A 24,571-nucleotide genomic window follows, 5' to 3' on the forward strand; every position below is an offset into this window, starting at 1 on the left:
TGTCATGGCAGAGAAGCATACCGCCGATCCGGTTGAGATCATGCGGGCGACCGGTCATCCTGAGTTGGAATACGCCGCCGGTTGGACCATCGCCGGTCTCGCCACCATCGGCACCATCGTCGCCGTCTGGGTCTTTGCGATCTAGGCAACCGGAAACTGGAGCTCGAAGGCTGCGCCCTCGTCGGTCGGCTTAAGCCTGATCGAGCCGCCATGGCTCGCCATCACCGCGCGCGCGATCGCCAGCCCCATCCCGGTGCCGCCCTGGTCGCGGCGGGTGGTGAAGAACGCATCGAAGATCCTGTCGCGGTTCGGCGCCGAGATCGGCTCGCCGTCATTGCTGACCGTCACAAGCACGGTCGTCCGTGCGTCGACCGCCTCCAGCCTGATCGTCCCGGCCTTGTGCCGCACCGCATTGTCGGCGATGTGCGACAGCACGATCAGCGCCTTCTCCGAGGACATTCCGATCGCCCGGTCGAGGCTGCCGCTGGCCTCGATCGAGCTTGCCGGAAACCGGCTCCTGAGATCGGCGATCACGGGCGCCAGCTCGGTGCGCTCGTTCTGCGGCAGGCTCTCGGCGCGGGCGAGCTCCCGCAGCCGCTGCGCCATCGCCTCCAGCCGCTGGGTATCAGACAGGATGTTGGCGATGAAGGTGTTCTGCTCGGCCGGCGTCAGGCCCTCGGCCTTGCCTTGCACCGAATCCTGCAACAGCTCGGCTGCGCCCTTGATCGAGGTCAGCGGCGATTTCAGCTCGTGGGTCAGATGGGCCGAGAAGGTTGCGATATAGTCGGAGCGCCGCGCCAGCTGCTCGGCCATGCCGAGAAAGCTGTGCGAGAGCTGGGCGAACTCGCGCGTGCCGTAATGCTTCAGCGGCTGGAACGCCTCCCGGTCGCCGCGGCCGATTCGGGCGGCGCGGTCGATCAGCTCGCGCATCGGCAGCGTGATGGTGCGCGAGAACACGAGGCCGATCGCGATGGTGCCGAGGATCACGGCGAGTCCCGCCAGCACGAACTTGGCGCGTTCCTGATAGAGATGGTCGAAAATGTTGCTTGGCGTCCGCGTCGTGTAGATCACCCCGGCGACGTGGTTGTTGACGATGACGGGCATCGCCGAGAACACGTGCACGCCGAGGCCGCGGCTGAAGGAATAGATCGGCGGCGGCGGCTTGTCCGGCACGCGGTTGCGTAAAGTCGCGCGGTATTGCCCTTGCAGAGCGTCCGCGACTTCCTCGATATGGGCGAGCGACTGCCCGACCTCCTGCCGCCCGGCAATCACCACGCCTTGCGGATCGAGGATGCGAAAGCCGGCCAATGTCACCTTCTGGGTCTCGCGGATGATCGGCGTCAGCCGGGCGCCGATCTCGACATAGGCTGCTTGCGCCTGCCTGGGCGCGGGCAATGCGTCGGGCCGCCGCCGCAACAGGTCGTTCGCGGTGAGGTCGAGCGCGGGGCGGATCGGTGTTACCTGGTCGCCGGGATCGGGCAGCACGCCCGGCGGCACCTCGGCGCCGAGCACGAGGCCGCTGTCGAGCCGGGCCGCGACCTCCTGCGCATAGATCGTCGCCAGCACGCGGCTCTGTGCGATCAGCTCGGCCTGGGTCTGGCGGATCAGCTGGTTGTCGTAGAGACGGAAGAAGAACAGGCCGACCAGCGGCAATATGCCGACCGTCGCCAGCACCGTGAAGATCACGAGGGTGAGCGACGGCCGCCATTTGTCGGGCGCAGCGCTCATGCCTCTTTCTCGCAGCGGCCGAGCTTGAAGCCGACGCCGTGGATGGTCTCGATCACGTTGTCGCAAGCAAGCGCCGCGAGCTTGGCGCGGATGTTGCGGATATGGCTGTCGATGGTGCGGTCGGAGACCTGGATGTTGAGCTGGTAGGCCGCGCGCATCAGCTGCTCGCGGTTGAACACCGATGTCGGCCGGGACAGGAACGCGCGCAGGATGCCGAACTCGATCGCGGTCAGCTTCAGCGGTGTGCCGGCAAAGGACGCGACATGCTGTTCGGGATCGATCAGCAGCCCGCCTTGCGTCAGCGCGGTGGGCCCGGCCTTGGCCTCTCCGTTGCGCGGGCTGAGGCGGCGCAGGATGACATTGACCCGCGCCACCAGCTCGCGCGGGCTGAACGGCTTCGTGACGTAATCGTCGCCACCGATCTCGAGACCGAGGATGCGATCGATCTCCTCGTCGCGCGCCGACAGGAACAGGATCGGCACGTCGGAGCCTCTGCGGATCTCGCGGCAGACGTCGAGACCGTCGAACTCGGGCATGCCGATGTCCAGCACGATGAGATCGGGCTTGTCGGCGGCGAAGCGGAGAAGCGCCTCCCTGCCGTCGCGGGCCTCGATCACGTCCATGCCGGCTTTCTTCAGGGCGACGCGGATGACCTCGCGGATGTGGCCTTCGTCGTCGACGATGAGAATGCGATGCGCCAAGAAACTCTCCGTGTCCTCGTCAGCTCTCCGGCTGGCTGCCGGCCTGAGCTCTTGCCTGGGCGCCCAGCCTGCGCTGGAGCCGCCAGTCGCGAAAGCTCCAGCTTCGCCAGGCCAGATCCTGACGCAGCTGTTCTACAAGGAGGTCGCGGCGGGGCACAAGGCAGCCCTCCCTGGCGGCGGGCCGCAGCGCGAACGCCTTGTCGATGGCGGGCACCGCCTGCGGTCCGAGCGTCATGAGATAATCGATGTCGATCTGCACGCCTTTTCCCGACGCTTCCCGGCTATGGGTGACATTGTAGTCGGCGATGAAGGCGTCGAAGTTCACGAGCGAGCAGCCGTAGAGCACGATCGTCAGCGCGGCGAGATTGGCGCCGATCAGCCATTGGTTGGACCTGTCGAGCACGATGCGCGCGACGATCAGGATCAGGCCGAGCGCCACCAGCCCCATCCAGACGAACGCTGCAATCCGCCAATAGGTCAGCATGTAGATGTCGACATAGAGATCGAGCCGGCGGATGGAGGAGACGACCAGCAGCACGTTCTGTCCAACCCAGAGATAGACCAGCGGCCGGATCACTCTCGACTTTTCGGCCGGCCCGCCCGGACGCATCGCCACCAGCACGAAGGCAGCGGCGAGGAGGGCGGTCGCGATCAGCGGATAGGCGCCGCGATGGGAGTAGGTCGCATAAGTCATGTTGTCGGGCAGCGCCACGTGGCCCCAGAGATAGATGCCGTCGAGAATGGACTGCGCCGCGAACAGCAGGTTGAACAGGATCAGCGAGCGCAGGATGGTGGAGGGGCCGAGAAATTCCGCCGAGACCATGGGCGGCAGCGGCGGTGGCACGGGGCCTTCGGCCACGGGGGCGATGTCTATCGTCTTGCGCCGCCAGCTCACATGGATGAACGGCCAGACCAGAGCCAGCATCAAGGTCCAGAACAGGACGCGCCACATGTTGATATGGTCGAACATGACCTTGGGATTGAGCAGCGACACCCATTGCTCGATCACCGGATTGGCGGCGGCGAACAGGGCGATGAAGACGGTGCCGAGCGCCGCGGGCATCAGCCAGAGCGCGATGCCGCGGGTGAGCGCCGACATGTTGAAGGCCTGGGGCGCATCGAGGAAGAACCTGAAGGGACCGAGCAGGAGGAAATTGCGCAGCGCGCGGGCGCGGTCGGTGAGCCCGGTCGTATCGGGATTGGTCGCAAGCAACAGCGCAATCGTCAGCGACGCGACGAGGATCAGGAAGGACAGCGTGTTGAGCTCTTCCATGGCCGGCACAAGGCCGAGCACAAGGATCGCGCCGCTGATCATCGCCCGCCGCCAGTCCAGGGTCGCGTGATTGAACAGCACCGACACGCAGGCGGTCGCGAGCGCAAACAGCGTCAGCGACAGCCCGATCCGCTGACCATAGAACAGCCAGTCGGCGAGCCCAGCCAGCAGCAGCGCCACTGCGAGCTTGGCCGACAGCGCAGAAGGCCTGATCGGTTGGATGTCCGTCGTCGAAGCCAGGCTCGTCATGTCCAGAGAGTCTCCGTGAATGGTGGCATCACGAATTCTGAACGGCACTTGTGCAGACGGCGGGATCATCGTCTGCACGGCTTCAGGAGTTTTTTGCAGTTTTCGTGCAGGCGCGCTTTTGCCTCTCGCGCAGCGCGATTCGCTTTGCTAGGTGCGAAACATTCATCGCCCATCGCACCTGGTGCATCATGCAATTGCTCAACCGCATCGGTCTCGTCCTGCTCTGGCTCGCCGCGCCGCTCGCTGCATTTGTCGCCGCGAACAAGAACGATCCCTATCTGCTCGTGCTGCGTGGCGCCGGAAACATCTCCCTTGTCGTCGCAAGCATCGCAATCGTCGCTCTTTTGCTGTGGGGAGGTCGCTGGCGCACCATCGCCGGCAAGGCGCTCGTCGTTCTCTGGTGCCTGCCGCCGCTCTTGATGTCGGCTGCACATCTGAAGTTCGAGCTGCGCAAGCACGACGTTCTCAACGCCAGCGCCGCCGAGGCGCGGCAGCTCGGGCCGCACTTCATGGTCGGCTATTCCTCCTTTCCCGAGGTCGCGCGTCTTGCCGAGAAGGGGCTGATCGGCGGCGTCTATGTCACCCGGCACAATATCCGCGGCCGCGCCATCGAGACGTTGCGGGCGGAGATCGCGGCGCTGCAGGATCTCAGGCGCGCGGCCGGCCTGCCGCCACTGATCGTCGCCGCCGATCAGGAAGGCGGCATCGTCGGGCATCTTGCGCCGCCGCTGACGAAGGTGCCGGCGCTGGCAACGCTGACGGGGCTGGCTTCCGATGAGCAGCAGGCCAAGGCCGAGGAGTTCGGCCGCATCCACGGCCGCGAGCTCGCCCACGTCGGCGTCAACCTCAATCTCGCCCCGGTGCTCGACCTCAAGCCGCCGGCGCGGCGCAACCGTCTCGATTTCCACACGCTGATCGGCAAGCGCGCGATAGCGAGCGATCCCGCCGTCGTCAGCACCATCGCGAGCGCGTATGTGCGCGGGCTGGAAGAGACGGGCGTCGGCGCCACGCTCAAGCATTTTCCCGGCATTGGCCGCGTGCGCGCCGACACGCATCATTTCAGCGCCAATCTCGACACGCCGGTGAAGGAGCTGGAGGCAACCGACTGGCTCCCGTTCCGCGAGGTGCTGTCGCGTTCGCGCAGCGCCCTCATGGTCGGCCACGTCACGCTCACAGCCGTCGATCCCGATCGCGCCGCCTCGCATTCGAAGCGCGTCGTCGAGGGGATCATTCGTGGGACGTGGGGTTACCAGGGCGTGGTGATGACCGACGACCTCATCATGGGCGCGATCTACCAGAACGACGTCTGCAAGGCCGCGGTCGAGGCGATCAATGCCGGCGTCGATCTGCTGCTGGTCGCCTATGACGGCGCGCAGTTCTACCGTGTCTTTGCCTGCGTCCTGGAAGGATCGCGACAGGGCAGGCTCGACGCGGCGATGCTGCACGCGAGTCAGGCGCGACTGAAGCGTCTCGTCATGCCCGGGCTTGTCCCGGGCATCCACGTTTTTGGTGCAGAGAGGCAAGGCGTGGATGGCCGGGACAAGCCCGGCCATGACGATGAGAACATTTCGAGCTCTCTGGCCGCCAAGCTATGATTTCGCGAACTGGCGGTAGTCCGGTTCACGGTGAAACCAGAATTCGTAGCCGGAGATGCCCTTTTGCATGGCAACGTCGTGGATCGGCTGGTTGAGCGGAACCACGGGGACGTCGCGCATACAGAGCGCGATGAAATCCTTCACGGTCTTGTCGTACTCGGCGGCATCGGTGGTGAAGCGCGCTTTGTCGATCAGGGCGTCCATCTCCTTGTTCTTGTACGAGGAGATGTTGAAGATCGAGTTGTTGCCGTGGAAATTCCAGTAGAAGTAATATTCGGGATAATCGAGCCAGCCGCTGAAGCGGTTGAGCGCGAGCGGCAGCTCTTTCTTGTTCAGCGTCGTACGCCAGTTCGCGCCGGGAATCTTTTCGATTCCCGCCTTGATGCCGATCTTGGCGAGATTCTCCTGGATCAGGATCGCGGTCGGCTCGCCGACGGTGGCGGTACCGGTGTCGAGCGACAACGTCGTCTCCAGGCCGGATTCGAAGCCCGCTTCCTTCAGGAGCGCCTTGGCCTTGTCGAGATCGGTGACGTAAGGAAACGGCTGCGGCCACACCGGCTTTGAGACTTCGGCGGCGCCGCCATACATGGGAACGGCGCGGCCGAAGAAGGCGCTGGTCTGGATCTGCTCGTAGGGCATGGCCCACGCGATGGCCTGACGGAGCCTGACATTGTCGAATGGCGGCTTCGCGGTGTTCAGCGCGACGTACCACAGCGCGTTCGGGATCGGCACGCCCGAGACCTTGACCTTGCCCTCCCTGATGATCTGCTCGAAATCGCGTGGTGCAAAGCCGCTGGAGATATCCGCATCGCCCCGCTCCAGCATGGCACGGCGCGTGCCGGCGGAGGGAACGTCGCGGGCGATCACGCGCTTCACTTTCGGCAGCGGCCCGCTCTTCCAGTCGTCGAAGCGCGTCAGCACGGTCTCGCTGCCCGGCTTCCAGCTCTCGATCTTGTAGGCGCCGCCGCCGGCCTCGTTGTTCTTCAGCCAGGCCAGCGCCCACGGGTCTTCCGGCGTCGCGTTCTTCCTGGCGAGCTCGGAATTGATGATGAAGGGCACGACGACGGCGACGTTGAACAGCAGCATCTTGTCCTTGCGGACATAGTCGATACGGAAAGTGTGGTCGTCGACCACCACGAACTGCTCCGGCTTCTCCAGCGATCCCGCCGACATCTGGAAGGTCGGAAACCCGCCGACCTTCACGGCGCGGTCAAACGACCATTTGACGTCCTTGGCGGTCACAGGCGTGCCGTCGTGGAATTTGGCGTCCCTGCGAAGCTTGAAGGTGCAGGACATGCCGTCGGCGGCGACCTCCCAGCTCGAGGCGAGCTCGGGCGCGAGCTTCTCGCGGTCATACGACAACGTGCCATCCGGCAGTGTCTTGGAGGCGTAGGTGAGCAGGCGATCGTAGCAATTCCAGGACAGGCCGTTCACGGTCTGGTTGGAGCCGACGCCCTGCATGTCCAGCGAGTTCGGCCCGAGCTCCTGCACCACCAGCAGCGTTTCGCTGCGCCCCTGCGCCCAGGCGAGGCGTGGAGCAAAGGCTGCCATTCCGGCGACACCGAGGCCGCCGAGCACGACGCTGCGGCGGTTCAAATCGAGGGGTGAAATGCTCAAGGGTGCCTCCCGTTCCGGAATTGTCCGGCATCGAGAGGCAAGCTGTATGCCACAGCCAGGAAGCACCAAGCCGCCCCGCGAACGCGAGGCGGCGTGGGTTGATAGGTGTTGCGCGTCGGCGCGGACTACTCGGCCTGCTCCAGCGCGGCGGGCATCTTCGCCACCGACATCAGCGATCGCGCGACCTGGTTGAGCAGGAGGTCGGCATTCTCTTCCTCGGCGAGAGATTTGGAGAGCAGGGCGACGATCGCGCTGTGGCGCAGCTGCTGCGCGAGGTTGCGCGCGGTGGTGTAGCCGGCCATCTCGTAATGCTCGACACGTTGCGCCGCAGAGATCAGCGCGAGGTCGGCGGCTGCATCCTCCTTCTCTTGGCTTTCCTTCATGACCTCCTGGCCTTCCTCGATCAGGCCCATCATGCCCTTGCAAGGCTTGGCGCGCGCGTTCTCGCCGAGCAGCTCGAAGCACTCGTTGATGCGCTCGACCTGGTTTTCGGTCTCGGCCAGATGCTGCTCGAACAGTTCCCGCAACTGGTCGAAGCGGGCGGACTGCGCCATCTTCGGGAGCGCCTTCGTCAGCTGCTTCTCGGCATGGAGGATGTCACGCAGCTCATGGAGCAGCAGATCGGTCAGGCCGGCCTCGTCGACAGGCGGTGAGCTCTCCGCGACGATCGGGGTGGCCGCGCCCGGATCGGCGGATTGCAGCGCAGGCGATTCCGTGAACACCCAGTCCTCGCCCTCGTTCCAGGGGCCGCGGGTATCGATTTCGCCGTGGTCGCCGCTGCCGGTGGAATCGTTGAAGTACTGGTTCACGAGGCCGGGCGTCGGCGCGATCCGGCCGATGCTGAAGGCCGGCTTCGACAGGCTCTCGAGTGCGCGCGCGAACGCCTTCATATGCGTGATCTCGCGCGTCATCAGGAATTGCAGCGCGTCCTTGCTGCCGGCATCGTCGCAAAAATTGATCAGGCGCTCGTAGACGATCTTGGCACGCGCTTCGGCGGCGATGTTGCTGCGGAGATCGACGTCGAGCTCGCCCGTGATCTTGAGATAGTCCGCGGTCCAGGGATTGCCTTGCGAGTTGAACAGATTGACGCCGCCTCCGCCGGCAATCGCGATCAGAGGATCGGCCTCTGCCGCCTGGCGGTCGTTCCGCGAGGGCGCAAGATGCATCCGGGCGAGGCAACCGACGACCTCGAGATGGCTGAGCTCTTCGGTGCCGATATCCATCAAGAGGTCCTTGCGGTCGGGATCCTCGCAATTCAACCCTTGAATCGAATATTGCATCGCAGCCGCAAGTTCGCCGTTGGCGCCGCCGAACTGCTCCAGGAGCATATTGCCGAAGCGCGGATCGGGCTCGTCGACGCGCACGGTGAACATCAGCTTCTTGACGTGGTGATACATGGGAGACTCGCGTGCTGGAGAGAAACTACGCGACAACGAGGCCTCCAGCCGTTCGTTCCTAAGTCTCTCCGAGATCGAGGCTGTCGTTGCCCGGATGTCTGCCAGGGAGCGCGATGGCTTACGGCGTCACCGCACCGCGTGCGACGGCGCGCGGAGCCGTCAGTTCCTTCCAGGCCGAGTTTGCCACATGCACCGGCGAGAATGCGGGACGTTCGACGTATCGCCCATCGCCGGCCTCGGCGCGCAGATCGCCATCCTTCCAGACGATACGGCCGCGCGATAGCGTCGCGGCCGCACCGCCGGTGCAGGCAAAACCCTCGAACACGTTGTAATCGATCCGGCTCATCTGCCGCTTGGCACTGATGGTCTTGCTCGCCTTGGGATCCCACACCACGATATCGGCATCCGAACCCACGGCGATCGCGCCCTTGCGCGGATAGATGTTGAGGATGCGGGCGATGTTCGCCGAGGTCACCGCGACGAATTCCTCTTTGGTCAGCCGCCCCGTGGCGACGCCCGCGGTCCAGAGCAGCGCCAGGCGATCTTCGAGGCCGCCGGTGCCGTTCGGGATCTTCCTGAAATCGCCGCGCCCGAACCGCTTCTGCTCGGTGGTGAAGGCGCAATGATCGGTCGCAACCACCTGGAGCGAGCCGGCTTGCAGGCCGGCCCAGAGGCTGTCCTGATGCTGTTTGTCGCGGAACGGCGGCGACATCACGCGCTGTGCGGCATGATCCCAGTCCTTGTTCTGATATTCACGCTCGTCCAGCAGCAGATGCTGGATCAGGGGCTCGCCATAGACGCGCTTGCCGGCGGCGCGTGCCCGCGCGATGGCCTCATGCGCCTCGCGGCTGCTGGTATGCACGATATAGACCGGCGTGCCGGTCATGTCGGCGATCATGATGGCGCGGTTGGTGGCTTCGCCCTCGACCTCCGGCGGCCGCGAATAGGCGTGCCCTTCCGGCCCCGTGACGCCGCGCGCGATCAGGGCGTCCTGCATCAGGGCGACGACGTCGCCGTTCTCCGCATGGACAACCGGTATGGCGCCGAGATGGGCGCAACGCGCGAACGAGTTGTAGAGCTCGTCGTCGTTCACCACAGCGCGCCCTTGTAGGCCATGAAATGCTTGAAGGTGTTGATGCCGTAGGTTTTGACCACAATCTCCATCTCGTCATGGATTTGCTTCGACCATGACGTCACCGCCATGTGGAAGCCGTAATCGCCGGCCGCTTTCTCGGATTTGTGCCGCCACTCCTGATACGCTGCCAGCATGGATTGGCCGGGATCGGGCAGGCAGAAATCCACCACCATGGTGGTGCCGCCGCTCAGCGCCGCCTTGGTTCCGGATTCGAAATCGTCGGCGGTGACGGTGCCCATGAACGGCATTTCGAGATGGGTGTGCGGATCGATCCCGCCCGGGATGACATAGGCGCCCCCTGCATCGATGACCTCGCTACCCGTCGGCGCATCGAGCGCTGCGCCGATCGCGACGATGGTCTCGCCGTCGATCAGCACGTCCGCGCGGCGCGAATGATCGTGATTGACGACGGTGCCGCCGCGGATGAGGAGGGGCATGAGGTGCTCCGAGAGGTGAGGGACGGCTCGAAGGCTAAGCGCGCGACTGGCGATGCGACAGGTGAAATTTTAGTCAGCTGCCGCCGCTCCTTTCACGTCGTGCGCGATCAGCCCGTCGATCATCGCACGCACGAGGCCCGTGATCTCCTTGCGCAGCGCCGGCAGCGGCACGGCCACCAGCTTCTGCTCCAGCCCGAGCGCCACCATGCCATGCACGGCCGAGAACAGGCTGCGTGCGGTGATGCCGAGTTCCTCCGGGCTGCGCCCAGGAAACAGCGCGGCCAGCGGCTGGTAGATATGACGGAACAGCTGCATCTGGTCGTGCACGGACCAGTCCGGCACCAGCTTGCCCGTCTCCATCCGGTGCTCGAACAGCGCGCGCCAGAGCTGGAGGTTTTCGGCGGCGAAATCGCAATAGGCGAGGGCGATGCGGACCAGGGATTCCCGTGGCGATGGCTCGCCGGCATTTGTTGCGAGAGTCAGCGCCTCGTCGAGCCGGAGCAGCGTGCGCGAGCCGACCCGCAGGATCAGTTCGTCGACATCAGCGACGAGATTATAGACCGCGCCATTGGCACAGCCGATCTCGCGGGCCAAATCGCGCGTCTTCAGACCTGCCAACCCCCGCTCGGCGATCATCTGTTCTGCCGCCTGGATCAGGGCGTCGCGCAATTTCTCTCGCCGTTCCAAGGCCTTAGTCATTCTTAATCAAGTTTGTGAGCGCCGCTCAAAATAATATTGAACGATGTTCACGTTTCCTGCTACAAAGCTTTTGTGAGCAACGCTCATAGACAGGGAGCAACCAATGTTCAAGACCGTCGTGACCCTCTTCCGCGGCAGCGTCGCCGCTGCGGGCGAGGAACTGGAAGACCGCACCGCCCTTCTGATCCTGGACCAGCAGATGCGCGATGCGGCCGCAGCCGTCGAGCGCAGCAAGCGCACGCTGGCGCTGGCGATCGCGCAGGACCAGCAGGAAGGCCGCAAGCTCGAGGCCACGAATGCGCGCATCGCCGATCTTGAAACCCGTGCCGTTGCGGCGCTGGATGGCGGCCGCGAGGACCTCGCCAAGGAGGCCGCCGAAGCCATTGCGGCGCTGGAGGCCGATCGCGATGCGGCCATGACGGCGCGCGCGCTGTTCGCGACCGAGATCGCGCGGCTGAAGCGCCACGTCGCCAACGCGCAGGCCCGCATCACCGAGCTCGATCGCGGCCGCCGCATCGCCCGCGCCTCGGAAGCGGTGCGCTCGCTTCGCCGCAGCGGCATCGAGGCCGCGCGCCCCTATGAATCGACATTGCCGGAGGCGGAGGGGACCTTGAAGCGTCTGCGCGAGCGGCAGATGGAGGCGCAAGCGGCCGACGATGCCCTGGTCGAGCTCGACGCGGCCACCGGTCCGCTCGCCACCGCCGAACGACTCGCCGAGCAGGGCTTCGGCCCGCGGCTCAAGACGACCGCAGACGACGTGCTGGCGCGGTTGAAGTCCAGGCGCATGCCGGCGGCCTGATCTCAAGTTCGAACCCGAACACCATCATCATTCCAATCGACAGGAGACTATCATGAACCAGAACGGCCAGCCCCACAGCGGTGCCTGGGTGAGCTTCACCTACGCGTCCTTCGCAGCGTCCGCCTTCCTCGTTGCCATCGGCATCTTCTTCCTGCCGATCGACCTCTGGATGAAGGGTTATCTCACCATGGGGATCGTGATGATGATCCAGACCTGCGTCACCCTGACCAAGACCGTGCGCGACAATCATGAGAGCAGCCGCCTCGTGAACCGCATCGAGGATGCCAAGGCCGAGCGGCTGCTGATGGAGGTCTCCAAGGCGGCGTAAGGCGAACGGTCGCAGCGCGCCCTCTGGGGCGACAGGGGCGCGCGCGGCAGGCAGGGTGCATTGTGCTTCGCGTGCAGGTGCGATATGGCTCTCGCGCTTTCCAGAGGCGGAGACTAGCTTTGTCGAAACAATCCCTGCGCGAGGAGGCCGAGCGCCTGATCCGCGAATCGATGGAAAAGAAGACCATCGTGGTCAAGCAGGGCACGACCCGCATCGAGGCCGTCTGCGGCAAGTGCGGAGCGCCGAACCGGGTGCAGGCGGAGAAGGGCCAGACCCGCGTCAAGTTCGCCTGCAAGAACTGCGGGCATAAGCAAGAGACGTTGTAGGCGTCTTCACCTCATCCGGGTCGCCCCCGGCGATGCGCAGCATCGTCCGGCGCGATCCGGCTAGAGGCCCTACGGCCTCTCCCTCACATCACCTGATGCACGTCGATCACGACGCGATCCGCATGGCGCGCCGCAGACGCCACGAAGATGTGCTCCATCAGCCAGCGGTACTTTTCGTGCCCGGTCTCGAACCTCGGCACGGTGCGGAAATAGATCAGTTTCGGATCGACCGGCTCGCCGCGCTTGAGCTTTTGCAACAGCTCGACCGGGCCGAAGCGCATACCTCTGTTCTCGACGTAGACGGTCGCACCGTCCTCGGTCTCGAAGGCGTATTTCGCTTCGAGATCGATCAGCTCGTTGGGCCGGATGGTCTGGAAGTCGGCGCCGAAGGGGAGCACCTTTCCGCTGACCGCGCCCGTCACCTCGCCGCCGATGATCGGAATGATCCGGCGGACGCCGATTCCGGTCTCGCCCGCGGTCACGACGTCGCCGATCCGCGCGGTGATGGTGAAGACGTATTTGGTTTCGAGGGTCGGGGTGGTCATCGCTTCACCTCTTAATTGACCATGACGAACGATACCGCGTCTTACCCTCCCCTGGAGGGGGAGGGTCGGCGCGAAGCGCCGGGGTGGGGTGATCTCTCCGCTCGGGCAGTCTTCAATGTGGAGAGACCGTCACCCCACCGCGCTCGCGCTATGCGCGATCGACCCTCCCCCTCCAGGGGAGGGCAAGTAACGGTCTTCGCCAAGCTAATGCGCCATCATGCGCGTCGGCAGCCAGGTCGCCAGCAGCGGCAAGGCGATCAGGATCACGAGGCGCACGAGGTCCGTTGCCACGAACGGGCTTACGCCCCTGAAGATGGTGGAGAAGGAGACGTCCTTCACTACGCTTTTTATGACGAAGACGTTCATGCCCACCGGCGGAGTGATCAGGCCGAGCTCGACCGTCACGACGATGATGATGCCGAACCAGATCGGATCGAACCCCAGATGCATGATCACCGGGAAGATGATCGGCACGGTCAGGATGATCATCGCCATGGCATCCATCAGGCAGCCGAGCACGAGATACATCACCATGATCAGCGCCAGCACGCCGTAGGGGCCGAGGCCGAGCCCGGTGAGGAATTCCGTCACCTTCTGCGGCGTCTGCGTCACCGTCAGGAAATAGCCGAAGATCAGCGCGCCGATCAGCACGGTGAACACCGCAGCCGCGGTGCGCGTCGCCTGCAGCAGCGAGGCCAGCACCTTCTCGCGGTCGAGGCGGCCGGTCAGCACGCCGATGATGAAGGCCCCAGTCGCGCCGACGCCGCCGGCCTCGGTCGGCGTGAAGCGCGGCAGGAAGGGCAGTCCGTAGAGGCCGCCAATGACGAAGATGAACAGCAGCACCGGCGCCCAGATCTCCTTCAATCCGGCAAAGCGCTCGCGCCACGGCGTCACCTTGCCCTTGGGCAGGAAGTCGGGACGGAAATAGCCGATCAGGGAGATCGTGATCATGTACATGGTCATCGCGAGCAGGCCCGGGATGATGCCGGCGATGAACAGCTTGCCGATGTCCTGCTCGGTGATGATGCCGTAGACCGCAAGAACAGTGGATGGCGGTAGCATCGCGCCCAGCGTGCCGCCGGCCGCGATCACGCCGGTGGCGAAGGATTGCGGATAGCCGAAGCGCCGCATCTCGGGATAGGCGACGGCGGAGAAGGTCGCCGCGGTCGCGACCGAGGAGCCGCAGATTGCGGCAAAGCCGCCGCAGGCGCCGACGGTGGCAATGCCGAGTCCGCCGCGCAAATGTCCGACGAAGCCGTTGGCGGCGCGGAATAGCTCGCGGCTCATGCCGGAATTGCTGACGAAGGAGCCCATCAGCAGGAACATCGGGATGACGCCGAAGGTGTAGTCGGTCACGGTCCGCATGGTGACCTGACCGACCATCTTCAGGGCCGGTGTCGAGCCCACGAGATAGCTGAAGCCGCACACGCCGACGAGGCCCATGGCCATGCCGACCGGCACGCGCAGCAGCATCAGGGCGAACAGGGCGACGAAGCCGATGACGGCGACGGCGTCGGTACTCATGGTTACTCCGTCACCTTGATCTTGGGTTCATGCATGTCTTCGGGGTGGAAGATCAGCCGGTACGTGCGGATCGCGATCAGCAGCACGGCGCAGACGTCGCCGATCCACGCGACGAGGAAGAATGGCCATGTCGGCATGTGCAGGTCGAAGGTCTGGACGTTGTCGTTGTAGGTCAGCCGAACCTTGTCGAACAGCGTCCAGGTCTGCACGGTGACGACGAACAGCAGCACCAGGGTCGCGAACACGTCGATCCAGCGCTGATGGCGCGGCCCGACATTGCCCCAGACCAGGTCGACCGTGATGTGGGTGCCGCGATAGGAGGTCGCCGCGATGCCCCAGAAAATGAGGATGCCGAGCAGCATTCGGCCGATGTCGAAGCTGTCGGGGATCGAATAGTTCAGCGTGTTGCGCAACAGCACCGACAGGAAGATGTCGAGCGCGACGATGCCGACGAAGCCGGCCGCGATCCATTCGATCGAATCGATCACGCGATCCATCCAGGAGCGCTTCATGGGGGAAGATTCCTATCTAAATCCAGCGAAGCCGGGTTCAGTTTGTCCGCGAGGGAGGTGCGCTCCCTCCCCCGCTTGCGGGGGGAGGGTTGGGGAGAGGGTGCTTCCACAATCGAGAACCCCCAAGAGGAGAGAGCCCTCACCCGCGCCTTCGGCGCGACCTCTCCCGCAAGCGGGAGAGGTGCAGTGAGCGCGTGCCACTGCTGGGCGTCACTCCGCCAGCGCGTTGTACTTCTTCAGCGAGGCCTTGAGCTCCGCGAGCGCCGCATCCGGTTCGGCGCCGGCCTTCTTGGCGCCGTCGCCCCAGGTCTTGACCAGCGGCTCGGCGGCCTTCTTCCAGGCCGCGATCTGCTCGGGCGTCAGCTTGTAGACCTCATGGCTGGATTCCGCCTTCACCTTGGCGATGCCGGCGTCCTCGAACTTGCCCCAATGCTCGCCGACCGCGCCTGCCATCTCGACCGTGCAGTTCTTGTCGATCGCGGCCTTCTGCTTGTCGGACATCGCATTGTACTTGTCCTTGTTGATCACGAACACGAAGGTCGTGGTGTAGAGCGGCGCCTCCATGTCGTACTTGGTCACCTTGTCGATGCCGAACAGCACCAGTGAGCCCCAGGGGAAGGTGACGCTGTCGGCGACGCCGCGCTCGATGATGTCGCGCACTTCCGGCGCCGAGGATTGCACGTTGGTGCCGCCGAGCGAGGTGACGAAGTTCGCCATGGTGGCGTGGGCGGGGCGGATCTTCATGCCCTTCACGTCCTCGGGGTTGACGATCTTCTTGGTGCGGGAATGGAACGAGGAGGGCGAGTGGACGAAGGCGAGGCAGTATTTGACGTCCTTCATCTCCTTCTCGGCATATTTGCGATACCACGCGTCGAGGCCCATCGAGCCGCCCTTGGCATCCGAGATCAGGAACGGCAATTCCCCGGCGCCGATGATCGGGAAGCGGCCGGGCTGGTAGCCGGGATTGACATAGGTGACGTCGGCGATGCCGTCGCGCGCCATGTCGTAATGGTCGAACGCCTTGCCGAGCTGCTGGGCCGGAAACACCTTGCCGGTAATGGTGCCGCCGGAATCCTTGTTCACCGCAGCCACCCAGTCTTCCAGCGATTTCTGCAGCGGATGCGATGCCGGCACCCAGTGCGAGACCTTCAGCTCAAATGTCTTGTCCTGCGCGAGCGCAGGGCTCACGCTTGCTGCCAGCAGCAAGGCCAGACAGGCTTTCCTCATCACGCGTCTCTCCCTTTTGCGACGGCGGGCTTCGTTGGCCCGGTCTCGTTAATTAACATGTTATATAATTCGCCGGCGCGTTCAAGCCGGAACTGAGGCGCGCCGTGTCGCGCCATCTACGTCAGCCATGTTGCATGGATTTGTCGCTGCTCGGGCGACCACCGCCCTCCCTTTGCGCAAACGTTATATGGTATAATTATCGCCTGCGAGCCTCTGCCACAAGCAGGCTGCGACCAAAGCCTAACAGGATCGGAAGCAGCATGTATGCGGACAAAGGTCGCAATCGTCGGGCCGTTGCGGCGATGGCGGGGCTCGTTTCAAACATCTGCACAAATTCCGTTTAAAGCTTTGTAGGTGATGCATTCCTCGCGTCATTCGCTTCCAATGCAGCCAAGGCAATGAAGCGAGACCGCCATGACCCGCACCGACATCCCCGCCGGCTACGAGCCGCATTTCCGCAAAGCCCCGCTGACCGATCCCTGGGAGCCGCTCTATTCGAAGAAGACCGACAAGGGCGTCACCGTCGGACTGCGCCTGGCGACGCCACACACCAACGCCCGCGGACTGATCCATGGCGGGCTGATCGCGGCGCTCGCTGACGCCGCCATGGGCTACAGCTGCGCCCAGGCGACTGGCTGGACCACGTCGTTCGTCACCATCTCGCTGTCGGTCGATTATGTCGGCGCTGCCGAGATCGGCCAATGGCTCGCGGTCGAAGGCGAGGCGATCAAGACCGGGAACACGATCTGCTTCGCGCAGTGCCTGGTGAAGGCGGACGACGCCGTGATCGCGCGGGCCAGCGGCACGTTCCGGGTGGTGCCGAAGAAGGGGTGAGGCCCAACTCTCTCTGTTGTCATGCCCGGGCTTGACCCGGGCATCCACGTGTTTGGCACCGCATGCGTGGTGGCGCGTGGATGGCCGGGACAAGCCCGGCCATGACGGAAAAGATCACCCAAACCTCCACTCCGCCGTCTCCACCACGAGATCGACGAACGCGCGCACCTTGGCCGAGAGCAGGCGCGAGGTCGGGTAGACGATGTGGATCGGCAGCGCCGGCTGCTCGTATTGCGCCAGCACGATCTTCAGGCGTCCGCCCTTCAGGCCCTCGGCGGCCTGATAGGCCAGCACCCGCGTCACGCCGCCGCCGGCCTCGGCATATTGCAGGGCGGCGTCGGCGCTGTTGCTGATGAAGCGAGGCGACAGCGGCAGCCCGATATCGCGGCCGTCGCGCAGGAAACGCCATTCGGACCAGGGGCCGAACTGGATGGTCTGGTGCGTGGCGAGCGCTTCCGGCGTCTTCGGCTCGCCGTTGCGCTTGAGATAACCGGGCGCGGCCACCACGATCCGTCGCATCTCGCCGACCTGGCGTGCGACAAGCGAGGAATCGGCGAGATGGCCGATCCGCACCGCGGCATCGACGGCGTCCTCGACGAGGTTGACGAGATGGTCGGACAGCCTGAGCTCGGCCGTGACCTCGGGATAGCGCTTGAGATAGGCGGTCATGACCGGCCCGACATGCAGGCGGCCGAAGCCGACCGGCGCGGACACGACGAGGCGCCCGCTCGGCCGATGGCGCTCCTCCCGCGCCGAGCCGTCGGCCTCCTCGACATCGGCGAGGATGCGCCGCGCGCGCTCCAGATAGCGCGTGCCGACGTCGGTCAGCGCCACCTGCCGCGTGGTCCGCTGCAGCAGCCGCGCGCCGAGATGCTCCTCCAGCGCCGCGATCATCCGCGTCACCGCCGACGGCGACAGCCGCAGTTTGCGTGCGGCCGGCGCAAAGCCGCGCAGGTCGGCGACCGTGACGAAGACTTGCATGGCTTCCAGGCGGTCCATGGACATTATTGCATATATCGCAATGATGAAGTGTCAAGCTGCTCAATTGTTTTAGACGCCGAAGGGCCCAGATTAGGCGCGGAAGACGCAGCAATGCGCCGGAATTTCAGGAGACGTTCCGATGACGGCAATTGATACTTATGCCAGCGACGTGGCCTTTTCGCCGGCGGTGAAGACGATCCAGGCGCGCAAGGGCTCGCGCGAGGCCTATGCGCGCAGCGAGCAGCGCGGCTGGCGCACCGAGGTCGACGACAATCTCGCCGCGTTCCTGGCCGACGCCAACAGCTTCTATTTCGCCACGGCTTCAGCCGACGGCCAGCCTTATATCCAGCACCGCGGCGGGCCGAAGGGCTTTCTCAAGGTGCTGGACAAGCAGACGCTCGCCTTCGCCGACTACGCCGGCAACCAGCAGTTCATCACGCAAGGAAATCTCTCGGAGAATCCCAAGGCCTACATCTTCGTGATGGACTACGCCCACCGCCGCCGTGTGAAGATCTGGGGCGAGGCGCGCGTGGTCGAGGACGACGAAGCGCTGACCACGTCACTGATGCCGAAAGGCTACCGCGCCCGGCCCGAGCAGGTGATCCTCTTCAAGATCGCAGCCTGGGACACCAACTGCCCGCAGCACATACCGCAGAAGTTTGATGCAAGCGATGTTGCCGCGGCGCTGGCGGCGAGGGATGCGAGGATCGCCGAGCTGGAGGCGGAGGTCGCGGCGCTGAAGGGGGAGAAGACAGCGGGTGTAGCTCCGTAACCACTTCTTCTTTTACCCTCCCCTGGAGGGGGAGGGTCGATCGCGCGAAGCGCGAGCGGGGTGGGGTGATCTCTCAACACGGGCAGTCTACGACGCGGAGAGACCGTCACCCCATCCCGCTTCGCATTCCGCTCCGCTACATGCGAAGCGACCCTCCCCCTCCAGGGGAGGGTAGGCGACACTAAATCGCACTCGCGCCTTCGTGCTGGAAGCCGAGATAGCTTGCCGCAACCCGCTCGTTTGCCGCGATGTCGCTGGCCTTGCCGCTGAGCGCGAACTCCCCGAGCTCCATCACATAGGCATGATCCGCGATCTTCAGCGCGGCCTGCGCGTTCTGCTCGACCAGCAGCACGGAGACGCCGGCGGCGCGGAGCTCGGTGACGATACGGAAGATGTCGGCGACGATGATCGGGGCAAGGCCCAGGCTCGGCTCGTCCAGCATCAAGAGCTTCGGCTCGCCCATCAGCGCGCGGCCCATCGCGAGCATCTGCTGCTCGCCGCCGGAGAGCGTTCCGGCGAGCTGCTTGCGCCGCTCCTTGAGCCGCGGAAACAGCGCATAGACCCGCTCCATCGAGGCTTTGGCCTTGCTGCGCTCGATCCGGAACGCGCCCAGCTCGAGATTGTCCTCGACATTCATGGTCACGAACAATTCGCGATGCTCGGGAACGAGCCCGAGGCCCATCGCGACACGATCCTCAATCTCGAGGCGGGCGAGATCCTGGCCGGCAAAGGCGACGCGGCCCTTCAGCGGCAGGATGCCCATGATGGCCGAGAGCAGCGTGGTCTTGCCGGCGCCGTTGGCGCCGACGATGGTGACGATCTCGTTGCTGCCGACCTCGAGCGAGACCGATCGCACCGCCTCGACCTTGCCATAGGCGACATGCGCGTCGGTGACGGATAACAGCGTGCTCATGCCGCTACTCCGAGATATGCCTTGATCACTTCGGGATTGGTCTTGATCGTCGCCGGCGTGCCCTCCGCGATCTTGGTGCCGAAATCGAGCACCACGATGCGGTCGGCAAGGTTCATCACGAAGCCCATGTCGTGCTCGACCAAAAGGACGGACATGCCGCCGTCGCGCAGCTCGCGGAGCAGTGCGGCCAGCCGTTGCTTTTCCATGTGGCGCAGTCCGGCTGCCGGCTCGTCGAGCAGCAGCAGCATCGGATCGACGCAGAGCGCGCGGGCGATCTCGACGATGCGCTGCTGGCCGAGCGAGAGCGAGCCTGCCAGCTGGTGCATCTGCTCGGCGAGGCCGACGCGCTCGATCTGGCGGGCGGCCTCGGCGAGCAGCTTGGCCTCGTCAGCGCGGTCGAGCCGCAGCATCGAGGAGATTGGGCCGGAATGGCCGCGCAAATGTGCGCCGATCGCGACGTTCTCCAGCACGGTCATGTCGGGGACGAGCTTGACGTGCTGGAAGGTCCTGCTGATACCGAGCTTGACGATCTCCTGCGGCGGCGCATTGTCGACCTTCCTGCCGAGCACCGAGATCGAGCCCGAGGTTGCCGACAGCACCCCGGTAATCAGGTTGAAGGTCGTGCTCTTGCCGGCGCCGTTCGGGCCGATCAGCGCGACGATCTCGCGGGCCTGCACGTCGAAGGACACGTTGTTCACCGCGACCACGCCGCCAAACTGCTTTCGCGCCTTCTCGACCTGAAGCAGAACGCCGGTCTCGGCCGGCGCGCGGGTGCGATGCTCCAGCTTCAGCGAGGTGTCCGGCTTCTTGCCGTCGGTGCGCTCGGGGAAGAACGACATCAGCCAGGGCCAGAGGCCGCCGGGCGCAAGCTGCAGCAGCGCCACCAGCATGATGCCGAACACGATGGTCTCGACCTGGCCGGAGCCGGGCAGGATCAACGGCAGATAGCTCTGCAGCACCTCTTTCAGGATCACGACGATCGCGGCGCCCAGCACGCCGCCCCAGACATAGCCGGCGCCGCCGACCACCGCGATGAAGAGATATTCGATGCCCATATGCGCGCCGAACGGCGTCGGGTTCACCGCGCGCTGGAAATGAGCGTAGAGCCACCCGGATAGGCCCGCGAGCACCGCGGCGTGGATGAACACCAGCAGCTTAGCGCGCGGCGTGTGGACGCCGAACGCTTCGGCGGCGACATGGCCGCGGCGCAGCGCGCGGATGGCGCGGCCGGTGCGGGAGTCCAAGAGGTTCATCGTCAGCAGGGCCGAGAGGATCACGGCGACCCAGATCGCGTAATAGATCGAGCCGGGCGAGAGCATCTTGAAGGCACCGATCGACAGCGGCGGGATCGCCGAGATGCCGTCGTTGCGTCCCAGAAACTCCAGCTTGCTGAACAGGTAGAACAGCCCAAGCCCCCAGGCGATCGTGCCGAGCGGCAGGTAATGCCCCGAGAGGCGCACGGTGATCAGCCCGAGCAGCACCGCGAGCGAGCCGCTGACCAGAAGCGACAGCGGCAGCGTCAGCCAGGGCGACAGGCCATAGGCCGTCGTCAGCACGGCGGTGGTGTAGGCGCCGAAGCCGACGAAGGCGGCCTGGCCGAACGAGGTGAGGCCGCCGACGCCGGTCAGCAGCACGAGGCCCATCGCGACCAGCGCGGCAAGGCCGATATTGTCGAGCAGCACGATCCAGAACGGGGGCACGCCCGGGATGAGCGGGATCGCCGCCATGAGAATCGCAAAGACGAGGATAGGAAGCCGGCTCTGCATCGGGCTCAGTCCTTCTCTTCCTCGACCGCGGGCGCGGCGAGCGAGCGCAGCAGCAGCACGGGAATCAGCAGCATGAAGACGATCACCTCCTTGTAGTTGGAGGCATAGAAGGACGAGAACGCCTCGACGATGCCGACCACCAGCGCCGCGACGGCGGTGAGGGGATAGCTGACGAGGCCGCCGATGATCGCGGCAACGAAGCCCTTCAGCCCGATCAGGAAGCCGGAGTCGTAATACAGTGTCGTGATCGGCACGATCAGGATGCCCGAGAGTGCGCCGATCACGGAGGCCAGCAGGAAGGCGATCTGGCCCGACAGCGTGGTGCGGATGCCGGCAAGCCGCGCCCCGAGCCGGTTGACCGCGGTCGCGCGCAGCGCCTTGCCATAGAGCGTCAGGCCGAAGAACAGCCAGAGCGCGACGATGAAGGCGATGGTGATGGCATAGACGGTGATGCTCTGGCCGGTGAAGCGCAATGCGCCGGCGGTGAAGGCGCCGGACAGCACGGCAGGCCCGCGCTGGCCTTCGGCTCCGAAGAACAACAGGCCGAGGCCCTGCAGCGCGAGGTGGACGCCGACGGAGGCGATCAGCAGTACTAGCACCGAAGTGTGCGCCAGCGGCTGGAAGGCGATGCGGTAGAGATAGAGGCCGATCATCGCCACGATCACCAGCGACAGCGCGATGCAGACCGCGACCGGCGGTTTCTGCGCCGCGAGCGACAGGGTCAGCGCCAGCACGATCGCCGGCAGCACGACGTTGGCGATGAAGCTGCGAACGACCAGCCGCCCGTGCAGCGCCTTGCGCGCCACGAACAGGTCGAAGCCGAACGCGCCGATGCCGAGCGCCAGCGCCAGCTTTGCCGTGCCCGGCATCTGGCCGGCGGCCAGCGAGGCATAGGTCAGCGCGCCATAGGTGACGAATTCGCCCTGGGGAATGAGGATGACCCGGGTGACGGCGAACACCAGCACCAGCGCCAGGCCGAGCAGCGCATAGATCGCGCCATTGGTGATGCCGTCCTGCACCAGGAACAGCATGATGGTGGTATTCAAGACCGGACGCTCCCCCTAATCCGGACCGGTCCCCTCGATTGCGGTGGACGGTCCGCTCACAGCCATTGAAAAACGCAGGCGATATTTGGTATGGTCCATAACAATTATCAAATATAACTTCAAGGGTGGGAACGACCCGCCCCGGAATTTAGCGGGATTACGAGCACGAGGCGATGACCGTTTCCAAAACCGCTGAAAAGTCCTCCGACAAGCCGGCCGACCCGGCCAAGGGCCGCAAGGACGCAGGCGGAGGCCCTCCAACTCGGCGAGCTTTCCGAGCAGCTGGGCTATGTCCTGAAACGTGCACAGCTCAAGGTGTTCGAGAATTTCCTGCGCTGCATGGCCTCGCTCCAGCTGACGCCGGCGCAGTTCTCGGTGCTGCTGCTGGTCGAGAAAAACCCCGGCCGTAACCAGACCGAGATCGCCTCCACGCTCGGCATCCTCAGGCCGAACTTCGTGGCCATGCTCGACAATCTGGAGAGCCGCGACCTCTGCGCGCGGATCCGCTCCACCAACGACCGGCGCTCGCACATCCTGGTCTTGACCGACAAGGGCAAGGCCGTGCTGGCGCGCGCCAAGAAGCTCGTCGCCACCAAGCACGAGGCCCGGCTGAACGACTTGCTCGGCCAGGCCAACCGCGAAGCCCTGATCGGGATGCTCGCGAAGATCGCCAACGAGTTTTGACTCTTACCCTCCAGGGGAGGGTAAGCGAACGTCAATCCACCAAAATCACCCTGATGTCGTTCACGTTGGTCAGCGTCGGGCCGGGCTGCAGCAGGTCGCCGGTCGCCTCGAAGAACGTGGTGGCGTCGTTGTTGTCGAGATAGGCCTGCGGCTCGAGCCCCAGCGCCTTCATCTTCGCGAACGTCGCCGCATCGATCAGCGCGCCGGCGGGGTCGGTCGGGTGGCCCGCGCCGCCATCGGCGCCGTCGGTGTCGCCGGCCAGCGCGGCGATGCCGGAAGTGTCCTTCAAGAGCGAGGCCAGCGCTAGCGCGTATTCCTGGTTCGGCCCGCCGCGCCCGTTGCCGCGCACGGTGACCGTGAGCTCGCCGCCGGAGAGAATCGCGACGCGCTTGCCCTGGCTGCGTGCCTCAAGCGCCAGCCTGGCGTGATCGGCGGCCACCTCGCGCGCCTCGCCTTCGAGATCGGCGCCGAGATCGATGGTCTCGTAGCCGGCCTCGCGCGCGAGCTTGACCGCAGCGTCCAGCGACTGCTTGGGCCGCGCGATCAGCTCGAACGAGGCGCGCGCAAAGGCGGCGTCGCCCGGCTTGCAGCTCTCGTTGTTGGGATCGTTGAGCGCGCGGCGTACCGCATCGTCGATGTCGAGCCTGTATTTCGCCACGATCGCGCGCGCATCCGCCAGCGTGGTCGGATCGGGCACGGTGGGGCCGGAGGCGATCGCGGACGGATCGTCATGCGGCACGTCGGAGATCGCGAGCGTCACGATTTCCGCGGCGTTGCTGCCGGCGCGGGCGAGACGGCCGCCCTTGATCCGCGACAGGTGCTTGCGCACGACGTTCATCTCGCCGATCGGCGCGCCCGAACGCAGCAGCGCCTTGTTGACCGCCTGCTTCTGCGCGAAGCTGATGCCGTCCACCGGCGCGATCCAGTTGGCCGAGCCGCCGCCGGTGAGCAGCACCAGCAGCAGGTCGTCCGGCCCGGCCTCGCCCGCGAGCGCGAGCGTGTCGGCCGCGCCCTTCAGGCCCGCTTCGTCAGGCACGGGATGACCGGCCTCGACCACGCGAATGCTGCGCGTCGGCACGCCGTAGCCGTGGCGCGTGGTGGCGATGCCGACGAGGCGCTCCGGCGCCAATCCCAGCGCATCGAGATAATGCCGCTCCGCGGCCGCAGCCATCGCGCCGGCGCCCTTGCCGGCCGCAAGGCAGATCACGCGCCCCCTGGGCGCAGGCCGCAGGTGAGGGGCCAGCACCACGCCCGGATGGGCGGCAGCAACGGCAGTGTCGTAGAGCGCGCGGAGCAGGGGACGTCGGTCGGTCATGGACAATGGCCTTGCGCAGACTGGACTGGCGGCGACGAGGTCGCCGCCATCTGCCTACCGCATCGTGTGCCGAAGCGTAAGCGCCTTCGCCGTCATTCGATTGTGCAATCGCGTGATCATAATTGCCACCCAAAGGAGAAGCCCCCTGCGCGATCAGCGCAGGGGGCT

At 65.3% G+C, this 24,571-nt stretch carries 23 protein-coding genes and 1 pseudogene; 8 read left to right on the plus strand and 16 right to left on the minus strand.

Annotated features, from left to right (window positions below; genetic code table 11):
• Positions 1 to 4 precede the first annotated feature (4 nt).
• A complete protein-coding gene (locus tag ABIA45_RS32640) occupies positions 5 to 145 on the plus strand; it encodes a hypothetical protein (protein WP_167361649.1) in 141 nt (46 codons plus the stop codon).
• Here ABIA45_RS32640 and ABIA45_RS32645 read toward each other — a convergent pair.
• From ABIA45_RS32645 to ABIA45_RS32655, 3 genes are read right to left on the minus strand one after another with little or no spacing between them, the layout of a single operon-like run.
• On the minus strand, positions 142 to 1,728 hold the full coding sequence (locus ABIA45_RS32645; protein ID WP_404654823.1) for an ATP-binding protein: 1,587 nt from the start codon (positions 1,726 to 1,728) through the stop codon (positions 142 to 144). The two genes, ABIA45_RS32640 and ABIA45_RS32645, sit on opposite strands and share 4 nt — an antisense overlap.
• Positions 1,725 to 2,429: a response regulator transcription factor gene (locus tag ABIA45_RS32650; RefSeq protein WP_404654824.1), complete on the minus strand. Its 705-nt coding sequence runs from the start codon at positions 2,427 to 2,429 to the stop codon at positions 1,725 to 1,727. Before ABIA45_RS32650 ends, ABIA45_RS32645 begins: the two co-directional genes overlap by 4 nt.
• 19 nt (positions 2,430 to 2,448) lie before the next feature.
• Positions 2,449 to 3,951 (minus strand): DUF4153 domain-containing protein, encoded by a 1,503-nt coding sequence (locus ABIA45_RS32655; RefSeq protein ID WP_404654825.1) that lies wholly within the window; start codon positions 3,949 to 3,951, stop codon positions 2,449 to 2,451.
• Positions 3,952 to 4,139: 188 nt separating this feature from the next.
• Between ABIA45_RS32655 and ABIA45_RS32660 the strand changes: the two genes are divergently transcribed.
• On the plus strand, positions 4,140 to 5,546 hold the full coding sequence (locus ABIA45_RS32660; RefSeq protein WP_404655784.1) for a glycoside hydrolase family 3 N-terminal domain-containing protein: 1,407 nt from the start codon (positions 4,140 to 4,142) through the stop codon (positions 5,544 to 5,546).
• Here ABIA45_RS32660 and ABIA45_RS32665 read toward each other — a convergent pair.
• The 4 genes and pseudogenes from ABIA45_RS32665 to ABIA45_RS32680 all read right to left on the minus strand — a co-directional run bounded on the left by ABIA45_RS32665 (position 5,541) and on the right by ABIA45_RS32680 (position 10,831).
• A complete protein-coding gene (locus tag ABIA45_RS32665; protein ID WP_404654826.1) occupies positions 5,541 to 7,163 on the minus strand; it encodes an ABC transporter substrate-binding protein in 1,623 nt (540 codons plus the stop codon). The two genes, ABIA45_RS32660 and ABIA45_RS32665, sit on opposite strands and share 6 nt — an antisense overlap.
• A gap of 125 nt (positions 7,164 to 7,288) precedes the next feature.
• A complete protein-coding gene (locus ABIA45_RS32670; protein ID WP_157282801.1) occupies positions 7,289 to 8,560 on the minus strand; it encodes a DUF892 family protein in 1,272 nt (423 codons plus the stop codon).
• 118 nt (positions 8,561 to 8,678) lie between these two features.
• Positions 8,679 to 10,132 (minus strand): annotated as a pseudogene (gene hydA / locus ABIA45_RS32675) (dihydropyrimidinase).
• Positions 10,133 to 10,201: 69 nt separating this feature from the next.
• Entirely contained in the window at positions 10,202 to 10,831 is a 630-nt protein-coding gene (locus ABIA45_RS32680; RefSeq protein WP_271542805.1) for a TetR/AcrR family transcriptional regulator, read from the minus strand.
• Positions 10,832 to 10,934: 103 nt separating this feature from the next.
• On the opposite strand from ABIA45_RS32680, the gene ABIA45_RS32685 reads away from it, so the two are divergent.
• From ABIA45_RS32685 to ABIA45_RS32695, 3 genes are all read left to right on the plus strand, one after another.
• Positions 10,935 to 11,630 (plus strand): PspA/IM30 family protein, encoded by a 696-nt coding sequence (locus tag ABIA45_RS32685; RefSeq protein ID WP_404654827.1) that lies wholly within the window; start codon positions 10,935 to 10,937, stop codon positions 11,628 to 11,630.
• Between the two features lie 52 nt (positions 11,631 to 11,682).
• Positions 11,683 to 11,958, plus strand: coding sequence for a YiaA/YiaB family inner membrane protein (locus ABIA45_RS32690; protein WP_035997898.1), 276 nt, complete (start codon positions 11,683 to 11,685; stop codon positions 11,956 to 11,958).
• A 119-nt stretch (positions 11,959 to 12,077) separates the two neighbouring features.
• On the plus strand, positions 12,078 to 12,284 hold the full coding sequence (locus ABIA45_RS32695; RefSeq protein ID WP_025033895.1) for a hypothetical protein: 207 nt from the start codon (positions 12,078 to 12,080) through the stop codon (positions 12,282 to 12,284).
• An 83-nt stretch (positions 12,285 to 12,367) separates the two neighbouring features.
• Here ABIA45_RS32695 and ABIA45_RS32700 read toward each other — a convergent pair whose 3' ends face one another.
• The 4 genes from ABIA45_RS32700 to ABIA45_RS32715 all read right to left on the minus strand — a co-directional run bounded on the left by ABIA45_RS32700 (position 12,368) and on the right by ABIA45_RS32715 (position 16,092).
• Positions 12,368 to 12,829 carry a DUF3237 domain-containing protein gene (locus ABIA45_RS32700; RefSeq protein ID WP_275497871.1) on the minus strand — a complete coding sequence of 154 codons (462 nt, stop codon included), beginning with the start codon at positions 12,827 to 12,829 and terminating at the stop codon, positions 12,368 to 12,370.
• A 204-nt stretch (positions 12,830 to 13,033) separates the two neighbouring features.
• A complete protein-coding gene (locus ABIA45_RS32705; protein WP_157283672.1) occupies positions 13,034 to 14,353 on the minus strand; it encodes a TRAP transporter large permease in 1,320 nt (439 codons plus the stop codon).
• Positions 14,354 to 14,355: 2 nt separating this feature from the next.
• Complete coding sequence (locus tag ABIA45_RS32710) at positions 14,356 to 14,865, minus strand: TRAP transporter small permease (protein ID WP_035997911.1); 510 nt, start codon at positions 14,863 to 14,865, stop codon at positions 14,356 to 14,358.
• Between the two features lie 210 nt (positions 14,866 to 15,075).
• Positions 15,076 to 16,092, minus strand: a complete 1,017-nt coding sequence (locus ABIA45_RS32715; RefSeq protein WP_404654828.1) for a TRAP transporter substrate-binding protein — start codon at positions 16,090 to 16,092, stop codon at positions 15,076 to 15,078.
• Positions 16,093 to 16,506: 414 nt separating this feature from the next.
• On the opposite strand from ABIA45_RS32715, the gene ABIA45_RS32720 reads away from it, so the two are divergent.
• Positions 16,507 to 16,926 carry a PaaI family thioesterase gene (locus ABIA45_RS32720; RefSeq protein ID WP_035997915.1) on the plus strand — a complete coding sequence of 140 codons (420 nt, stop codon included), beginning with the start codon at positions 16,507 to 16,509 and terminating at the stop codon, positions 16,924 to 16,926.
• Positions 16,927 to 17,040: 114 nt separating this feature from the next.
• Here the strand turns inward: ABIA45_RS32720 and ABIA45_RS32725 are convergent, their stop codons facing one another.
• Positions 17,041 to 17,925: a LysR family transcriptional regulator gene (locus tag ABIA45_RS32725; protein WP_404546436.1), complete on the minus strand. Its 885-nt coding sequence runs from the start codon at positions 17,923 to 17,925 to the stop codon at positions 17,041 to 17,043.
• Positions 17,926 to 18,046: 121 nt separating this feature from the next.
• Here ABIA45_RS32725 and ABIA45_RS32730 point away from each other — a divergent pair, with 121 nt between their 5' ends.
• Positions 18,047 to 18,679 (plus strand): pyridoxamine 5'-phosphate oxidase family protein, encoded by a 633-nt coding sequence (locus ABIA45_RS32730; RefSeq protein ID WP_404654829.1) that lies wholly within the window; start codon positions 18,047 to 18,049, stop codon positions 18,677 to 18,679.
• 181 nt (positions 18,680 to 18,860) lie between these two features.
• Here the strand turns inward: ABIA45_RS32730 and ABIA45_RS32735 are convergent, their stop codons facing one another.
• From ABIA45_RS32735 to ABIA45_RS32745, 3 genes are read right to left on the minus strand one after another with little or no spacing between them, the layout of a single operon-like run.
• Entirely contained in the window at positions 18,861 to 19,592 is a 732-nt protein-coding gene (locus ABIA45_RS32735) for an ABC transporter ATP-binding protein (protein ID WP_404654830.1), read from the minus strand.
• On the minus strand, positions 19,589 to 21,358 hold the full coding sequence (locus ABIA45_RS32740) for an ATP-binding cassette domain-containing protein (RefSeq protein WP_404654831.1): 1,770 nt from the start codon (positions 21,356 to 21,358) through the stop codon (positions 19,589 to 19,591). Before ABIA45_RS32740 ends, ABIA45_RS32735 begins: the two co-directional genes overlap by 4 nt.
• 5 nt (positions 21,359 to 21,363) lie before the next feature.
• Positions 21,364 to 22,404 carry a branched-chain amino acid ABC transporter permease gene (locus tag ABIA45_RS32745; protein ID WP_271542811.1) on the minus strand — a complete coding sequence of 347 codons (1,041 nt, stop codon included), beginning with the start codon at positions 22,402 to 22,404 and terminating at the stop codon, positions 21,364 to 21,366.
• Between the two features lie 192 nt (positions 22,405 to 22,596).
• Between ABIA45_RS32745 and ABIA45_RS32750 the strand changes: the two genes are divergently transcribed.
• The gene (locus tag ABIA45_RS32750) at positions 22,597 to 23,088 is read left to right on the plus strand and encodes a MarR family winged helix-turn-helix transcriptional regulator (protein WP_404655786.1); all 492 of its coding nucleotides are present in this window, start codon (positions 22,597 to 22,599) and stop codon (positions 23,086 to 23,088) included.
• Positions 23,089 to 23,119: 31 nt separating this feature from the next.
• Here the strand turns inward: ABIA45_RS32750 and ABIA45_RS32755 are convergent, their stop codons facing one another.
• On the minus strand, positions 23,120 to 24,403 hold the full coding sequence (locus ABIA45_RS32755) for a glycerate kinase (RefSeq protein ID WP_404654832.1): 1,284 nt from the start codon (positions 24,401 to 24,403) through the stop codon (positions 23,120 to 23,122).
• Positions 24,404 to 24,571: the final 168 nt, after the last annotated feature.

It is taken from the genome of Bradyrhizobium sp. USDA 336, from assembly GCF_044908355.1.
GTDB lineage: Bacteria > Pseudomonadota > Alphaproteobacteria > Rhizobiales > Xanthobacteraceae > Bradyrhizobium > Bradyrhizobium yuanmingense.

What these genes read in the sequence shown, in the direction of transcription:
- ABIA45_RS32715 (WP_404654828.1), bottom strand. Translation starts at nt 16,092, where the DNA reads ATGAGGAAAGCCTGTCTGGCCTTGCTGCTGGCAGCAAGCGTGAGCCCT.
- ABIA45_RS32740 (WP_404654831.1), bottom strand. Translation starts at nt 21,358, where the DNA reads ATGCAGAGCCGGCTTCCTATCCTCGTCTTTGCGATTCTCATGGCGGCG.
- ABIA45_RS32755 (WP_404654832.1), bottom strand. Translation starts at nt 24,403, where the DNA reads ATGACCGACCGACGTCCCCTGCTCCGCGCGCTCTACGACACTGCCGTT.
- ABIA45_RS32680 (WP_271542805.1), bottom strand. Translation starts at nt 10,831, where the DNA reads ATGACTAAGGCCTTGGAACGGCGAGAGAAATTGCGCGACGCCCTGATC.
- ABIA45_RS32685 (WP_404654827.1), top strand. Translation starts at nt 10,935, where the DNA reads ATGTTCAAGACCGTCGTGACCCTCTTCCGCGGCAGCGTCGCCGCTGCG.
- ABIA45_RS32690 (WP_035997898.1), top strand. Translation starts at nt 11,683, where the DNA reads ATGAACCAGAACGGCCAGCCCCACAGCGGTGCCTGGGTGAGCTTCACC.
- ABIA45_RS32735 (WP_404654830.1), bottom strand. Translation starts at nt 19,592, where the DNA reads ATGAGCACGCTGTTATCCGTCACCGACGCGCATGTCGCCTATGGCAAG.
- ABIA45_RS32640 (WP_167361649.1), top strand. Translation starts at nt 5, where the DNA reads ATGGCAGAGAAGCATACCGCCGATCCGGTTGAGATCATGCGGGCGACC.
- ABIA45_RS32705 (WP_157283672.1), bottom strand. Translation starts at nt 14,353, where the DNA reads ATGAGTACCGACGCCGTCGCCGTCATCGGCTTCGTCGCCCTGTTCGCC.
- ABIA45_RS32660 (WP_404655784.1), top strand. Translation starts at nt 4,140, where the DNA reads ATGCAATTGCTCAACCGCATCGGTCTCGTCCTGCTCTGGCTCGCCGCG.
- ABIA45_RS32655 (WP_404654825.1), bottom strand. Translation starts at nt 3,951, where the DNA reads ATGACGAGCCTGGCTTCGACGACGGACATCCAACCGATCAGGCCTTCT.
- ABIA45_RS32725 (WP_404546436.1), bottom strand. Translation starts at nt 17,925, where the DNA reads ATGGACCGCCTGGAAGCCATGCAAGTCTTCGTCACGGTCGCCGACCTG.
- ABIA45_RS32670 (WP_157282801.1), bottom strand. Translation starts at nt 8,560, where the DNA reads ATGTATCACCACGTCAAGAAGCTGATGTTCACCGTGCGCGTCGACGAG.
- ABIA45_RS32730 (WP_404654829.1), top strand. Translation starts at nt 18,047, where the DNA reads ATGACGGCAATTGATACTTATGCCAGCGACGTGGCCTTTTCGCCGGCG.
- ABIA45_RS32700 (WP_275497871.1), bottom strand. Translation starts at nt 12,829, where the DNA reads ATGACCACCCCGACCCTCGAAACCAAATACGTCTTCACCATCACCGCG.
- ABIA45_RS32720 (WP_035997915.1), top strand. Translation starts at nt 16,507, where the DNA reads ATGACCCGCACCGACATCCCCGCCGGCTACGAGCCGCATTTCCGCAAA.
- ABIA45_RS32645 (WP_404654823.1), bottom strand. Translation starts at nt 1,728, where the DNA reads ATGAGCGCTGCGCCCGACAAATGGCGGCCGTCGCTCACCCTCGTGATC.
- ABIA45_RS32710 (WP_035997911.1), bottom strand. Translation starts at nt 14,865, where the DNA reads ATGAAGCGCTCCTGGATGGATCGCGTGATCGATTCGATCGAATGGATC.